Annotated in this window: 15 protein-coding genes; 10 read left to right on the forward strand and 5 right to left on the reverse strand. The window is 65.2% G+C overall.

Annotation, left to right across the window (positions count from 1 at the left end):
• The first annotated feature begins 84 nt into the window (after positions 1–84).
• The gene (locus FG93_RS20215) at positions 85–930 is read left to right on the forward strand and encodes a MoxR family ATPase (RefSeq protein WP_043237607.1); all 846 of its coding nucleotides are present in this window, start codon (positions 85–87) and stop codon (positions 928–930) included.
• 12 nt (positions 931–942) lie between these two features.
• Here FG93_RS20215 and FG93_RS20220 read toward each other — a convergent pair whose 3' ends face one another.
• Positions 943–1,536, reverse strand: coding sequence for a hypothetical protein (locus tag FG93_RS20220; protein ID WP_043237610.1), 594 nt, complete (start codon positions 1,534–1,536; stop codon positions 943–945).
• Positions 1,537–1,627: 91 nt separating this feature from the next.
• Between FG93_RS20220 and FG93_RS31320 the strand changes: the two genes are divergently transcribed.
• Positions 1,628–2,194 (forward strand): DUF2975 domain-containing protein, encoded by a 567-nt coding sequence (locus FG93_RS31320; RefSeq protein ID WP_052513973.1) that lies wholly within the window; start codon positions 1,628–1,630, stop codon positions 2,192–2,194.
• A 9-nt stretch (positions 2,195–2,203) separates the two neighbouring features.
• Positions 2,204–2,449, forward strand: a complete 246-nt coding sequence (locus FG93_RS20230) for a helix-turn-helix transcriptional regulator (RefSeq protein ID WP_043237612.1) — start codon at positions 2,204–2,206, stop codon at positions 2,447–2,449.
• 10 nt (positions 2,450–2,459) lie between these two features.
• Here FG93_RS20230 and FG93_RS31325 read toward each other — a convergent pair whose 3' ends face one another.
• The gene (locus tag FG93_RS31325) at positions 2,460–3,722 is read right to left on the reverse strand and encodes an ABA4-like family protein (protein WP_152579528.1); all 1,263 of its coding nucleotides are present in this window, start codon (positions 3,720–3,722) and stop codon (positions 2,460–2,462) included.
• 96 nt (positions 3,723–3,818) lie between these two features.
• On the opposite strand from FG93_RS31325, the gene FG93_RS20240 reads away from it, so the two are divergent.
• From FG93_RS20240 to FG93_RS20270, 7 genes are all read left to right on the forward strand, one after another.
• Entirely contained in the window at positions 3,819–4,535 is a 717-nt protein-coding gene (locus tag FG93_RS20240; RefSeq protein ID WP_052513975.1) for a TetR/AcrR family transcriptional regulator, read from the forward strand.
• Positions 4,536–4,544: 9 nt separating this feature from the next.
• A complete protein-coding gene (locus tag FG93_RS20245; protein WP_043237615.1) occupies positions 4,545–5,072 on the forward strand; it encodes a histidine phosphatase family protein in 528 nt (175 codons plus the stop codon).
• Positions 5,073–5,097: 25 nt separating this feature from the next.
• Complete coding sequence (locus tag FG93_RS20250; RefSeq protein WP_043237616.1) at positions 5,098–6,546, forward strand: YcjX family protein; 1,449 nt, start codon at positions 5,098–5,100, stop codon at positions 6,544–6,546.
• A gap of 17 nt (positions 6,547–6,563) precedes the next feature.
• The gene (locus tag FG93_RS20255; RefSeq protein ID WP_043237760.1) at positions 6,564–7,565 is read left to right on the forward strand and encodes a YcjF family protein; all 1,002 of its coding nucleotides are present in this window, start codon (positions 6,564–6,566) and stop codon (positions 7,563–7,565) included.
• Between the two features lie 182 nt (positions 7,566–7,747).
• The gene (locus FG93_RS20260; protein WP_043237618.1) at positions 7,748–9,163 is read left to right on the forward strand and encodes a flagellar hook protein FlgE; all 1,416 of its coding nucleotides are present in this window, start codon (positions 7,748–7,750) and stop codon (positions 9,161–9,163) included.
• Positions 9,164–9,234: 71 nt separating this feature from the next.
• A complete protein-coding gene (gene flgK, locus FG93_RS20265; RefSeq protein ID WP_043237621.1) occupies positions 9,235–11,109 on the forward strand; it encodes a flagellar hook-associated protein FlgK in 1,875 nt (624 codons plus the stop codon).
• 11 nt (positions 11,110–11,120) lie between these two features.
• The gene (locus tag FG93_RS20270) at positions 11,121–12,638 is read left to right on the forward strand and encodes a hypothetical protein (RefSeq protein WP_052513977.1); all 1,518 of its coding nucleotides are present in this window, start codon (positions 11,121–11,123) and stop codon (positions 12,636–12,638) included.
• A gap of 97 nt (positions 12,639–12,735) precedes the next feature.
• Here FG93_RS20270 and flaF read toward each other — a convergent pair whose 3' ends face one another.
• The 3 genes from flaF to FG93_RS20285 are packed head-to-tail and all read right to left on the reverse strand — an operon-like array spanning position 12,736 to position 14,867.
• Positions 12,736–13,107, reverse strand: coding sequence for a flagellar biosynthesis regulator FlaF (gene flaF, locus FG93_RS20275; protein WP_043237624.1), 372 nt, complete (start codon positions 13,105–13,107; stop codon positions 12,736–12,738).
• On the reverse strand, positions 13,091–13,483 hold the full coding sequence (gene flbT / locus FG93_RS20280; protein WP_043237627.1) for a flagellar biosynthesis repressor FlbT: 393 nt from the start codon (positions 13,481–13,483) through the stop codon (positions 13,091–13,093). Before flbT ends, flaF begins: the two co-directional genes overlap by 17 nt.
• Before the next feature lie 52 nt (positions 13,484–13,535).
• Positions 13,536–14,867: a flagellin gene (locus tag FG93_RS20285; RefSeq protein ID WP_043237630.1), complete on the reverse strand. Its 1,332-nt coding sequence runs from the start codon at positions 14,865–14,867 to the stop codon at positions 13,536–13,538.
• Positions 14,868–15,005: the final 138 nt, after the last annotated feature.

Consider the following 15,005-nt stretch of genomic DNA (forward strand, 5'->3'; position numbering starts at 1 on the left):
AGCGCTTGTGCGGGTCCCAGCAAAAAACTTGCCGTTCCCGGAGACGGCCCGTAGCTTCCGCCCGCATTGTTCGAAGGGGTTTCCATGCGTTTTGCCGGTACCGATTCCTATGTCGCAACCGAGGATCTCACCGTCGCCGTCAATGCGGCGATCCGGCTGGAGCGGCCCCTGCTGGTCAAGGGAGAACCAGGCACCGGCAAGACCGTGCTGGCTGAGGAGATCGCATCGGCCCTGAAGGCGCCGCTGATCACCTGGCATATCAAATCGACGACCAAGGCCCAGCAGGGGCTGTACGAATATGACGCGGTCAGCCGCCTGCGCGACAGCCAGCTCGGCGATCCGCGGGTGTCGGACATCGCGAACTACATCAAGCGCGGCAAGCTCTGGGACGCCTTCGCCTCGAGCGAGCGGCCCGTGCTGCTGATCGACGAGATCGACAAGGCCGATATCGAGTTCCCGAACGACCTGCTGCTCGAACTCGACCGCATGGAGTTCCATGTCTACGAGACCGGCCAGACGGTTCGGGCCGCGCAGCGCCCGGTGATGATCATCACCTCCAACAACGAGAAGGAACTGCCGGACGCCTTCCTGCGCCGCTGCTTCTTCCACTACATCCGCTTCCCCGATGCCGAGACGATGCAGGCGATCGTCGAGGTGCATTTCCCCGGTATCAAGAAGCGCCTGATGGAGGAGGCGCTGCGCCTGTTCTTCGAGGTGCGCGAGGTTCCGGGCATCAAGAAGAAGCCCTCGACCTCGGAGCTGCTCGACTGGCTGAAGCTGCTGGTGGCCGAGGATATCGGCCCCGAGGTCCTGCGCGAGCGCGACCCGCGCAAGCTGATCCCGCCGCTGCACGGAGCGCTGCTCAAGAACGAGCAGGATGTCAGCCTGTTCGAGAAACTCGCTTTCATGGTGAGGCGGGAGAGCCGCTGAGCGGCTGGCCGCTCAAGGATCGCAGGGCGGGATCGCCACCGCGAGATCGATCTTGGGATCGGCCGCGCGCACCGCTTCGCGCAGATTGAGATCGCGCGCGACGACGATGTAGTCCTGCGTTTCCGACGTCTTCAAATAGGTCGTCATCAGGATCGGCTCGTCGCCGAGTTCGCCGGTGTGGCAGGCCTTGTCGGCACGGAGCGCGAGTGAACCACGATTGCCGCTGTTGCCGGCTCCGACAAGCAGTTCCTCCCGGAAGACCGAGAGCTTGGTTGCATCGGCGGCGCTGAGCCGGAACACGGTCAGACGCCGTCCCGGCGAAGCCATGACAGGCAATGCGGCGAGTTCGGTGGCGTCGCGTACTTCTTCCAGGACGACCTTGCGCTCATGGCGACCACCGTCCCTGGGTTTGATCACGATCGTCATGGTGACGCCACCGGGCAAGGGGCGGATATCTGACGGCAGGCTGATGGCGGCACGCAGATCGGTCAGGGTCGTGCTGCGCATGTCGATGCGCGACAATTTCGGTAGGGAACTCAGCGGGACATGGCCGCACGCGCCGGCAAGGGCGGCCACGATCATGGAAGCGAACAGGGAAAGACGCATCGTGAGGCTCGTCAATTTCAGATTGGAATATGATCTTTACATTAAAAAATTCATCTAATAATTTAATTTTGTCAGTTGAGGGCAGAGTGAAATGAACGCGGAAAGCACTTTGAGGCCGCGCGAGACGCCGCTGGCCAGGCTGAAGCCCGTGAGCATGACAGCACGGCTCTCCAGCTATGCCGCAGCATTGCTCATGGGATTTGGCATGGCCTGGTTGTGGAGCGACCCTGAAAGCCTTGCCGATCATGCGCGCGGTACCATTGGCGTGACGGTCGCGCCGCCCACGGCAGCAATGCGCAGCTACTGGCTGGCACTGATTGTCGGCACTGTTCCGGCGGGCTTGTTCATCTACGCGATGCTGCGTCTGGCCAGCCTGTTTGGGCGCTTTGGAAAAGGGCGGGTTCTCGAAGTCGTCAATGCGATAGAGCTCAGCCGGATTGGCTGGCTGCTCATTCTGTTTGGTGCAACGACCCCGGTTGCGCGGGCCCTGCAGAGCGTAGCGCTGACCTATGACAACCCGGCCGGCCGCAGGCAGCTTGCGATCACGCTCGATCCCGGCATGTTCGGCGCACTGGCCGCGGGCGCTGTCCTTGTCGCCTTCGGGCTGGTGCTGCGCGAGGCGATGCGGCTCTCTGACGAGAATCAGAGTTTCGTGTAGGACAGGGCGATGCCGATCATCGTCGAACTCGATGTCATGCTCGCGCGTCGAAAGATGCGTTCGAAGGAACTCGCCCAGCGCATCGGCCTGACCGAGCAGCAGGTCTCTCAGCTCAAGTCCGGGAAGGTCCGCGGCATGCGTTTCGATACGCTTTCACGCATCTGCATGGTGCTCGGCTGCCAGCCCGGCGACCTGCTGCGCTACGAGCCCGGCGAGAGCGACGAGGCGGCTTGCGCTCCGGTCGCTGAACTATGATTGGCGCCCCTCAGCCCAGGCCGAGCAGAGGTCGCGCATTCAGCGCGGCCGCAAGCGCCAGAGCGGTGACGGCAGCATAGCCCGTCGAGAAGACGCCGACCGCCGCCAGACTGGCCGTCTCCCGGCGGGTGACGAGCCAGACCAGCAGGCCGAAGGCGGGGATGAGCTGCAGCGCATGCAGGCCCAGGAAATGGCTGACGCGCAGGTCGCCGATCGACAGCGACCAGCCGAGGAAGGGGAGCGTCGCGTGCGCGCTCGGTGCGGTGCCGACATAATGACCGCTGCCGCTGGCGCCGAGGACCGCTCCGCTCGCCAGGCCAAAAAGGCAGGTCAAGGCGAGGCCTGCGACCAATGACCAGCGCAGCACGGGCGCGATCGGTGCGGCGTCGCGGCGGGCGAGACCATAGGCGAGGGCCCCCGGTGCCAGTGTGAACATCACCGCCCCGACCCCCATTGCGCTGTAGAGCGCGGCGCCGATCCAGCTGTTGCCGTTGTAATGCGAAGCTTCAGCCCGCGAGGCGCGCCAGGCGATGTAGAGCACTTCGAGGATGATCGGCACGATCACCGGCCAAATCATGTAGCGCCCGGCGAGGCTAGCGCGGAAGCGGTCACTGGCGAGGGGCAGGAACAGCGCCAGCGTCAGCAGGTAGAGCGCGACCGAAATCTCGAACTTGAGCGGCTTGATCCAGACGTTCACTCCCTGAAACAGCCGGTCGTCGATGAGCAAGGCCAGGATGGTCGGAACTGTCAGGGCGAGCATCGCGAAGGCGGCGGCCGTCAGGCGCGGCTCGAATTCAAGATCGCGCAGCCAGCCCGGCAGGCGCGCCTGGAAACGGGCGATGCGGTCCTCGCGGGTGAGCCGAAAACTGCCTTTCAGCAGCAGATAGCCGAGAAAGCCGATCGGGCCGAACAGAAAAGTTGCGAGCAGTACCGGCACCGTCAGCCAATGCGGAATTCCCTCCTCCTGCGCGCGCCGCAGGAGCCAGTTGCCGAGGAACAGATCGAAGGCGAGGTAGTGGACCCAGCCGGCGAGGAGCAGGGGCTTCGACGTAAACAGCGCCGCCACGGCGTCGAGCGAGCCGAAACCGCCTTCCGCGCCATGCCAGTAGGCGCCGATCAGCACGGCATAGCCAAGCGATAATAGCCCCGGGATGACCCAGCCTGCGAGCGTGTCCGAAATACCGCGCCAGCGCGGCAGCAGAATCAGCGCCAGCCAACCGAGGATGGCGAGACGGCCGGCCCAGGCGAAGGCGTCGTCGAGCAAAGTCGGCATGGCACCCTCATATCTTGACGCTGTTAAGTTTGTGGCCCGGTGATATTGCTTTATCTTAACGGCGTCAAGTTTGGTGGGGGCTGCGGCGGGTCGAGTATGGCGAAGGACAAGACGCTCGGGCGCGGCAGCTATCATCATGGCGACTTGCGCCAGGCGATGATCGAAGCGGCCGAGGCGGTGCTGGCGGAGAAGGGCGTCGGCGGCTTCACCCTGCGCGAATGCGCGCGTCGAGCCGGGGTTTCACCGGCCGCGCCGGCCCATCATTTCGGCAATCTTGTCGGACTGCTCACGGTGATCGCGACGCTCGGCTTCGACGATCTCTCCGAAGCGATGGAAGCAGCCGTTGCCGAGGCGATCCGCAGCGGCGGTGACCGGCTCGCGGCGATCTGTGAAGCCTATCTCGCGGTCGCGCTGGCGCGGCCAGGCCGGTTCCGCGTCGTCTTCGGACGGCTCGGCCTCAAGAATGAAGATGAAAACCTGCGCCGTGCCGGCATTCGCGCCTTCGGCATCCTGGTGCGGGAGACGAAGCTCGCTCTGGGACGACAGACCGAGGGCGAGGACTTGCTGACCCGTCCGCTGCCGCTCTTCGCCGACGATCCCGATCTCGCCGCGATTCTGTTCGTCTGGTCGGTCACTCACGGCTTCTCGACGATGCTGATCGACGGCCAGCTTGGGCCGTTTGAGATGCAGCCGTCAGGGCGCGAGCGGTTGTGCGAGCTTTATTCCAAGCAACTTGTCGGATTGCTGCTTGCCGCGGTGCGCCAGATGACAGCTCGCCCGGGACCACTCGCAAATCCCTGCAGGCATGGTTAGATTGTGGCCATGCTGCGCCTTCTGCTTCTTCGCCACGCCAAGTCGAGCTGGTCCACCGGTCTCACCGATCGGGAGCGACCGCTAGCGGTCAGGGGCCGCGAAGCAGCCCCCGCCATGGGGCGCTATCTGGCAGAGGAGATGCTGCTGCCGGATCTTGTGCTGGTCTCGCCGGCTCGCCGAACGGTCGAGACCTGGGAACTGGTCGGGCCGATGTTGCCGGAGCGACCCGGCAGCCATCTCGAACCGCGCATCTACGAGTCCAAGCCTGAGCGGTTGCTGCAGGTCGTCCAGGACACCGAGGCGAATGTCCGCACGCTGCTGATGATCGGGCACAATCCCGGCCTCGAGGAACTGGCTGCAAAGTTGATCGGCCATGGTGACCGCTATGCGGCGGCGCGGATGGCACAGAAATACCCGACCTGCGGACTGGTCGTGCTCGATTTCGCGGTCGAAGACTGGCGCGATGTCGCGCCGCGCGGCGGCCGGCTCGACCGCTTCGTGACGCCCGCCTCGCTGGGCGAGGGGCCGGACGAATGAGCGGACACGCTCCGTTCCGCATCGTATGAGCTCCCCCTCCTATCTCGACGAGGCGCGCAATGCCGCGCTGGCCTTTGGTGACAGCCTGCTTGGACTTGCCCGGCCGCGCTTGCGCCTGGGTGTCACCGGACTGTCGCGCTCGGGCAAGACGGTCTTCACCACGGCCCTGATCCAGAACCTCATCGAGGGTGCCAGGCTGCCGGTGCTCAAGGCGGCAGCTGACGGGCGTATCACGCGCGTGCGGCTGGTGCCCCAGCCTGATCCGGACGTGCCGCGTTTTCCCTACGAGGCTCATCGCGCGGCCCTGTCAGGGCCCGACCGGCGCTGGCCTGAATCGACCCGGCGCATTGCGGAGCTGCGGGTCGAGATCGATTACGAGCGGGCGTCCGGCTGGTTCAAGGGACCGGCGACGCTGACGCTGGATATCGTCGACTATCCCGGCGAATGGCTGCTCGACCTCGCGCTGATCGGCATCGACTACAAGACCTGGTCGCGGCAGGCGATCGCGGATGCGCGGAAGGCCCACCGGATCGAGCCGGCCAAGCCCTGGCTCGATGATCTCGCTGTTCGTGATCCGTCAGGGGCCCCCGACGAACTGGCCGCGGAAGCCGCGAGCGATCTGTTCAAGGCCTATCTCGCAAGGCTGCGCGCCGATCCGGAAGCGGTCGCGGTGACCCCGCCCGGGCGGTTCCTGATGCCGGGCGACCTTGAGGGTTCACCGGCGCTGACCTTCGCGCCGCTCGAGATCGCTCCCGATACCGAGGTCGCGCCAGGCACGCTGGCAGGGCTGATGGCAGATCGCTACGAGGCCTATAAGCGGATCGTGGTGACGCCGTTCTTCCGTGATCATTTCGCCCGCCTGGACAGGCAGATCGTGCTGGTCGATGCACTGGCTGCGCTCGATGCCGGCCCGCCGGCGCTCGCCGATCTCGAAACGGCACTGGGCCAGGCTCTTGCGGCCTTTTCCGTCGGCCGCAATTCCTGGCTGACGAGCCTGTTCGCGCCCCGCATCGACCGCGTCCTCTTCGCCGCGACGAAGGCCGACCATATCCACCATACCAGCCACGACCGGCTGGCGGCGGTGATGTCACATCTCGTGGCGCGGGCTGCTGCGCGGGCGCAGGGCGCCGGCGCCAAGGTCGAGGCGATGGCGTTGGCCGCGGTGCGGGCGACGAGAGAAGTCAGGATCAAGCAGGGACGCGAGGACCTGCCGGCGATCGCGGGCGTGCCGGAGGCGGGCGAGACGGTCGGCGACGAGGTGTTCGACGGCATCGCCGAAGCGGCGATCTTCCCGGGCGAACTGCCTGAGCGGCCCGAGGCGATCTTCGATCCGAAGGCGCAGTCCTGGCAGGTGCGGGCGCCACGCTTCCGACCGCCGCTGGTTCTGCCGGATGCGGGAGGGCGGAGCCAGCCTCCGCCGCAGATTCGCCTCGACCGTGCGCTCGAATTCCTGATCGGTGACAGGCTGGCGTGATGGAGGGAGGCGGACCCATGAACAAGGCTCCCCGCGCCGTGCGTCTCGATGCCACCGTGTCGGGCGAGGACGCTCCACGCATGACGACGGGTGTCGCGGTCCTGCCCGAGAGCGAACCGCTCGACCCGGTCGAGCCGGCCGTCGTCCCGGTTGCGAGTCGAAAGGGCTTTAGCTGGGGCAGCGTGTTCGTTGCGGGATTGTCCGCCTTCTTGACGCTCTCGATCGGCGTCTGGGCCGAGCGGACGATTACCTCGCTGATGAACGAGAGCCCGGTCCTGGGTTATGCGGCATTGGCCTCCGCGGCGGCTGCCGTACTCGCCCTCCTGGTGATGCTCGCCAAGGTTCTGCGCGACATCCTGCGCGAGCGGCGCGTCGAGGCCTTGCGTCTGCGTGCCACCACGGTACTTGCCGGTGGCACTCTGGATGAAGCCAAGGCCATCACGGACGAACTCCAGCGCCTTTATGCTGCGCGGCCGGAGACCGCAAAGAACAGGGCGGAGCTGGCGGACAGCCTGCCCCAGCTCTTTGCGCCGCATGACGTTCTGACGGTCGCGGAGCGGAGCCTGATGACGCCGCTCGATGCGCAGGCACAGGCGCAGATCGCGCTGGCTGCGCGCCGGGTCTCGCTGGTCACGGCCGTCAGCCCCCGGGCCCTAATCGATATCGTCTTCGTGCTCGTGGCCTGCGCCAGATTGCTGCGGGCGATCGCGGGCATCTACGCCGGCCGACCCGGGACGTTGGGCCTGCTGCGGCTGGCGCGGCAGGTTCTGGGCCATCTGGTCGTGACCGGCGGCATTGCGGCCGGTGACGCACTGGTGCAGCAGGTGGTCGGGCAGGGGCTCGCCGCTCGGCTTTCGGCCAAGCTCGGGGAAGGCGTGCTCAACGGCCTGCTGACGGCGCGTGTCGGGCTCGCTGCGCTTGCCGTCTGTCGCCCCCTGCCATTCATCGAAGCCAGACCGCCCACCCTGTCGGATGTCGCAAGCGACCTCGCGTCCTGGCGCGGCACTGCTTCCAGCTGAGCCGCGGCTCGGCAAGATTTGCCGGCCGGCACGGAAACTGCCGGGCGGAATTCGCCAGGATACGTTCCCGAAACCATCCAAGTCGTTGAAGAATATAATCTCGCTGCATGGCACAGGCCGTGCAGCAGCTGCCTCGATGTATTGGGCACCCATCCGGGTGCCAGGGTTGAGGCGAGGGTATCATGGGTGTCTTCAGCGCGCTGACGACGGCGGTTTCCGGCATGCAGGCGCAGTCCTACGCGCTCGAAAATATCTCAGGCAACATCGCGAATTCGAGAACGGCCGGCTTCAAGCGTGTCGATACGACGTTTTCGGACCTGGTCCCGGATGCTGCTCTCAATCGTCAGATTTCGGGTTCGGTCGCCTCCTACAGCCGCGCGACCAACACGATCCAGGGGGATCTCCAGGCCACCCGCATCGACACCAACGTGGCGATCAACGGCGATGGCTTCTTCGTCGTCGACCAGCGCCAAAGCGGCCTTGGCGCCAATACCCAGTTCAGCAACAGCAACCTCTATACCCGCCGCGGCGATTTCGACTTCGACGCCAATGGCTACCTGGTCAATGGCGCGGGCTACTATCTGAAGGGTCTTAAGATCGACGCCGTCACGGGCCAGTTGGTCGGCACCCAGCCAGAAGTGCTGCGGATCACCAAGGAACAGTTCCCGGCCAAGGCGACGACCTCGATCGAGTATCGCGCCAATATCCCGGCCTATCCTGGCACGACCAATGCGTCGACCACCGTGCCGGGATCCGAGCTGCTGAAGGCTGCGGGCTACACCTCCAACCCGCTGTCCACCACCGTCGGCGGGACCGGCCTCGTGACCGGCGCCGACGTCACCCGATTCCTGAGCGATTCCATCGCGGGTGGGTCTGTCACCGTCTACGACGCGCTCGGCAAGGCGACGAGCGTCGAACTGCGCTGGGCCAAGACCACGAATGCGGCGCCGGCCCAGGTGGGGCCGCCACCCGTTCCAGCGACAGTCGACACCTGGAACCTCTTCGTTGCCGAGAACACCGCAGCGACGGGCGGTGCGGTGGCTTATCGCAATGCCAATGTCGACATCACCTTCGGCTCCACCGGCCAGATGACGAACCCGGCTGGCGGCAACATCGCGCTGCCGAACATGACGATCGCGGGCACGGCGATCTCCGGCATCAACCTCACGACTGGCGGCAATGGCCTGACCCAGAACGGCGACGTCAGCGGCCAGATCGACGCGCGCAGCATTCGCCAGGACGGCTACACGGCCGGCACGCTCGATCGCGTCTCGGTCTCGGCCGAAGGCCAGGTGATCGGCACCTTCAGCAACGGCCAGGTGGTCGCGCTGGCCCAGCTTTCGGTGGCCCGTTTCAATGCCGGCAACGCCCTGAAGCGCCTCGACGGTGGCGCTTTCGAGGAGACGATCGAGTCCGGTCCGCCGATCATCGGTCTCGGCACCTCCCAGCTCATCGGCGGCAATGTCGAGCAATCCAACACCGATATCGCCGACGAATTCTCGAAGATGATCGTCACCCAGCAGGCCTACTCGGCCAATACCAAGGTGATCAGCACGGCGCAGGAAATGCTGCGCGACGTGTTCAGCATCATCCGCTGAGCGGCCTTGACCGCCGGCGGAGGCGGTTCCGGGCGATCCAGAAGGATCGCCGGTGACGGCAGGAGTTGACGATGGGTCTGAGTACTTCCCTGGGCACCGCGATTTCCGGCCTGCATGTCACGCAGACCGGTATCGGCGTCGTTTCGCAAAATGTCGCCAATGCTGGCGTCGCCGGCTATGTCCGGCGCGTCGTCAGCACCTCCGATACGCTCAGCGGCGCTACGATCGGCACGTCGAGCACCGCCGTTCAGCGCCTGCTCGACAAGATTGTCCAGCATCAGCTCTGGCAGGAAAGTGCCGGCGCCGCCTACACCTCGACACGCGCGGATGCGCTCTCGAACCTCGACAAGCTGTTCGGCGCACCGGGAAGCGCGACCGCGCTGGATTCGGTCTACAGCTCCTTCACCACCTCTCTCCAGGCGCTGAAGAACGATCCGTCTTCCTATACCAACCGCACGGCGGTGCTCGATGCAGCGAGCCAGCTTGCGAACCGCCTGAACGGGCTGTCCGCCGGTGTTCAGGCCGAGCGAACCCAGGCCGAGACGAAGATCGGCGGGGCCGTCAACCAGATCAACCAGCTGCTGGACTCGCTGACGAGCGTCAATGCCCGGATCGTTCAGGGGCAGAGCGACCAGGCGACCGCGGGCCTGAAGGACCAGCGCGACCGGATCGTCTCCGAGCTCTCGCAATACATGGACATCAAGACCAGCGAGGATGCGCGCGGTTCGCTCAGCATCGTCACCGGATCAGGTGCCCAGATCTTCGACGGCCGCCCGGCGGTGAAGTTCGGCTTCGACGGGCGCTCGGCGCTTGGCCCGGAATCGCTATGGAGCCCGAACGCGGCGACGCGTGGTGTCGGCACCATCACGATGACCGACAATTCCGGCAACCAGATCGACGCGATCGCCAACAAGGTGTTCCGGTCGGGCGAGATCGCGGCCAATCTCGAGCTCCGCGACAAGACGCTGGTGCAGATGCAGGCCCAGCTCGACGAGATGGCCGCGCAGCTCTCGAGCGCGCTGTCTGACCGCGAGATCGCGGGAACGGCCGTCACCGCAGGCGCGGCCACTGGCTTCGATGTCGACCTTGCCGGTCTGCAATCCGGCAACAGCGTCACGCTCGACTATCAGGTCAGCCCCGGCGGCGCGACGCGCCGCTTCACCTTCGTCCGCGTGGAATCGGGCGCATCGCTGCCGCTGCCGGCTTCGGCCAGCGGCGATGCCAACAACACCGTGGTCGGCATCGATTTCTCGGGCGGACCGGCTTCGGTCGCGGCCCAGATCCAGGCCGCGATCGGCGGCGGTTTCACGGTCTCGAATACCGGTTCGATGCTGCGCATCGTCGATGACGGCGCGGGCAATACCCGCGACGTGCTCGGCTTGACTGCGCGCCCGACCGCTACGAGCCTGTCCGGGGCTGGCGGATCGCCCGAGCTGCCCTTCTTCGTCGATGCCGGGAACGGCAATGGCGCCTATACGGGCTCGTTCGAAGGCCGGTCCCAGGCGCTGGGTTTCGCCGGCCGCATCACGATCAATCCCGGCCTGATCGCGGACCGCTCGAAGCTTGTCGTCTTCAACACCACGCCGGCGACGCCGCAGGGCGACGCCACCCGGCCGCAAATGCTGCTCGACCGGCTGACCAAGGGGTTGCGGAGCGTCACCAACGCTGTCTCCCTCGACGGCTCGACAGCCACCTCCAACACCACCGTCTCGAGTTTCGTGCAGCGTGTCGTCGCATCGCAAGGGCAGGCGGTCGAAAACGCCAAGCGCCTCGATGAAGGCCAGCAGGTGGCGCTTGCCTCCGTGCAGAGCCGCTTCGCCGAGACTTCGCAGGTCAATGTCGACCAGGAAATGGCGACGCTGATCGAGCTGCAGAACGCCTATGCCGCCAATGCCCGCATCATCTCCACGGTGAAGGAGATGATGGACATGCTGATGAGAGTCTGAGGCACGCCATCATGACGATTACCTCCTATGGCACCGGAGCCTATCGCGCGGCCAGGCCGAGCGAATTCGTCTCGACCCGGGCGAAGTTCGATGACCTGCAGCGCCAGCTCGACACGGGCAAGAAGGTCACCAGCTATGGCGATCTCGGAATCGAGCGGCGCACCAGCCTGGACCTCAACGCCAAGAAGGCCTCGCTCGATTCCTGGCTCTCCGGAATCCAACTTGCCGACGTCAATCTCAAGCTCTCGACCAAGGCGGTCGAGAATTTTGCCAAGCTGACGGCCGAGACCAAGAACGACGCGCGTCCGGGCAGTTATGTCGAGAGCGCCAGCGGCCGTTCGGCGCCACAGGTTCTGGCCGAGGAAAAGTTCAAGCAGGCGCTCGACCTGCTCAACACCAATGTCGGCGGGCGCTACCTGTTCTCGGGGCGAACGTCGGATACCGAGCCAGTGGCCAGCTATTCCCTGATCATGGACGGGGACGGTGCGGGCCGCGCCGGGCTGAAGCAGCTGATCGCGGAGCGAAAGCAAGCCGATCTCGGCGTGACCGGCCTTGGGCGCCTCACCGCGGGTGGCGCCGGCACGACGGCGACGATCACGGAAGAGGCCGGCAATCCCAATTACGGCTTCAAGCTGAAGTCCGCCACGACGACATCGGCGGGCCTGGTACCCACCTATACCGCGGGCCCGCCGGCCAATGTCTCCGTGAATGTCGCGGCCCAGCCGCAGCCCGGCGACACGTTGCGCTTCAAGGTCGATCTGCCCGACGGCAGCCAGAAGGAGATCGTCCTGACGGCGCGCGCGCCCGGGACCAATGGCAATGCGACGGACACGTTCGAGATCGGTGCCGACGTCAACGCCACGGCTGCCAATCTGCGCGCTTCGGTCTCTGCCGCCTTCGGCAAGGAGGCCCAGACGACGCTGTCGGCCGCCTCGGCCCAGGTCGCCGCCAAGAACTTTTTCGACGGCAGTCCCAGCAATCCGCCGGTACGCGTTCCGGGTCCGCCCTTCGCCACCGCGACGGCTGCGCCGGCGCCGGGGACGGCCGCGAACACAGTGATCTGGTATCAGGGCGACGATGCGCCTGGCTCGGCGCGCGCGACCTCGGCGGTACAGGTCGATCAGACCGAGACCGTCGCCATCGGGGCACGCGCCAATGAGGAAGCCTTCAAGGTCGGGCTGGCACAGTTTGCCGTGTTCGCCGCCGAGACCTTCCCCGCCGGCGATGCCAACTCAAGGGATCGCTACGAGGCCCTGGCCGAGCGCGTCAGCAATACGATCGGCTATGCCAGTGGCGTGCAGAAGCCGGCCGAGATCATTGTCGAGCTCGGGACGGCGCAGAAGGCGATGGCGAGCGCCAAGGAGCGCCACACCGCGACCCAGAATTACCTGACGACGACGCTCGCCGGGGTCGAGGAGGTCACGACCGAAGAGGTGGCAACGCAGATCCTGGCGCTGCAGACGCGCCTGCAGGCGAGCTACCAGACGACCTCCATCCTGTCGAAGCTCACGCTGACAAATTATATCTGAACTAGACGAGGCATAGTCAAAATGAAAACGGCGCCAGGTTCTGGCGCCGTTTTCATTTGAGGTTTCGCCTGATGTCGGAGGCCGTTGCTCCAGCGGATCAGCGTCCGCGCAAGCCGGCGGCGATGTCGCGGTTGATGCCGATCAGGACCGTCAGCGATTCCGGTGCCGGATTGGCGGCGATACGGAAGGTCTGGTTGAAGATGAAATTGGCGAGGCCGAGAATATTGCGCTTGATCTCGACCGGCAGCGGGTTGTCCTCGGCGATGACGGCCGAGACCAGCAGGGTCCAGAGCTTGCGGTTGTAGTTCAGGGCGTCGTCGAGCTCGCGCTGGCGGCCGACCCAGTCATCGGCGACGGACTGAAGCCGGACGGCGGCTTTCAGGAGCAGGGATGCTTCGAGTTCGCGAGGGGAGACGGCAGACTGGGCAGTCCTGGCGGCAGAGGCGTACGCGTTAAACCCGTGTTGCATTCTCGATGAGTTCCGCTTCGTAGGCGATCAGCTGTTTGGCTGCCTTCAGGGCTTTGTACAGATCGCCGCTTAAGATGCGGTTATTGATCTCGGTCATATGCGGCAGGGAACTCGGCGCGGCCTTCATGAAATCGCGGACGAGCGCGAAATAGGTCTCGTGCTCATGCGTCGGATCCTGCGCCAGATACATGAGCTGGATGGCGAGATAGATCTTCTTGGCCGGCGTGTCGGCGCTGGCGGCGGTGAGAATATCCTTCTCGCGCAGGATCGGCGCTTCGCCTTCGATGAAGAAGCGGGTGCGCTGCTCGTCGTTGCGGATCACCACCTGGCCGATGATGATGCGCTCGTTCGGCTTGAGCTCGACTTTGAGAGCCATGACGATCCTGCCTTCTGGCTTTTGGGAGGGGAAGTCGGTCTTTCCGACGTAATCAGCCGAAGAGCCGGAGCACGCCCTGGTCGGCCTGGTTGGCCAGCGAAAGGGCAGTCTGCGAGAGCTGCTGGCGGGTGTTCAGCGCGAGCAGGCTGGCGCCTTCCTCGTTCGGATCGGCCAGGACGAGATTGTCGGCACCGATCTTCAGCGTGTTGACCAGTTCCTTGGTGAAGTCCTGGCGGGTCTGGGCAACCGAGAGGTTCGAGCCGAGCGTCGAGGCCAGCGATTTCAGCGAGGTCAGGGCGCCGGTCAGGGACTGGGTCGCCTTCTCCAGGTCGAGATCGTTCTGGAAGTTGACGAAGCCGGCGAGCTGGGTGTTGACGGCCTGGTCGATGCCGAGATTGGCGGCGCTGAGCGTCGAGCCCTGGATGTCGAGCTTGGTCTGGTTCGTGCCCGTCTTCTCGTTGAAGACGATCGAGAGACGGTCGCCCGCCAGCAGGTTGATGCCGTTATAGCTCGAATCCTTGGCCAGCTTGTCGATCTGGTCGCGCAGGTCATTGAACTGCTGGATCAGGTTGGAGCGGACGGCCGAGGTGACGTTCGATGAGGTGATCGTGGACGTGCCGACAGCGCCATCGTTGGCTGCGAAGCCGAGCGCGGTGTTGGCGTTGGTTCCCACGGCCTGGGCGTCGGTCAAGGCGTTGGCTGGCGAGGTGCCGGAGCCGAAGCCGAAAGCGACGGTTTCGGAACCGGTGCCCTTGACGTTGAGCTGGCCCTTCTCATCGACAAAGGCAGTGGCGATGCCCGATTTGTTGATCTCGTTGACGACGTCGCGAACGGTCGTGTTCGCGCTGTTGAAGGTGGCGGTATAGGTGGTCGTACCGGCGGTGATCGTGATCGCCAGCGAGGTGTCGGTGTTGATGATACCCAGGTCGCCGGAGCTGGAGGCCGTGGCGGGAGTGGCAAGCGCGTCCGCGCCTACGATCGCTTTGTCGAGCGCGATGTCCTTCAGGCTCTTGCTGGTCACCGCCGCTTCAGTCGCGGTTGCTAGAGCCGTGCCGGCCTTGGTCGGCCGGTTCTGCGCCGCGTCGGCCTGGGCCTGCTTCACCGTCGACTGCAGCGACTGCACCAGCTTGGTGACGCCGTCGATGCCCTTGGAAGCCGACTGAATGGTCTGGATGCCGTTCGAGATGCCGTCGAGCAGGCCGGTGAGCTGGCTGGAGCGATCGTTCAGCGAGGCCGAGGTGAAGTAGTTCACCGGGTTGTCGATGGCCGAGTTGACCTTCTTGCCGGTGGCGAGGCGATTCTGGATGACGCTCTGCTGGGCCGTGGTCTGCTGCAGCGTCAGGAGATTGTTGCGGACGCCGCTGGATAGAATCGTATTCGCCATCTTCGGTCCCCTGAACGCGCGATTCGGCGCTGAGCCAGATTTTCTGGACCGATAATCCCTTGTTAGGGATAACAAATGGTTAAACGGGGGGAGCGGGGGCGCGCTCTGCAGGCGGCGGGACAATGCAAAAGAGGCGGG

Origin of the sequence: Allobosea sp. LC85 (assembly GCF_000735605.1) — a bacterium.
GTDB lineage: Bacteria > Pseudomonadota > Alphaproteobacteria > Rhizobiales > Beijerinckiaceae > Allobosea.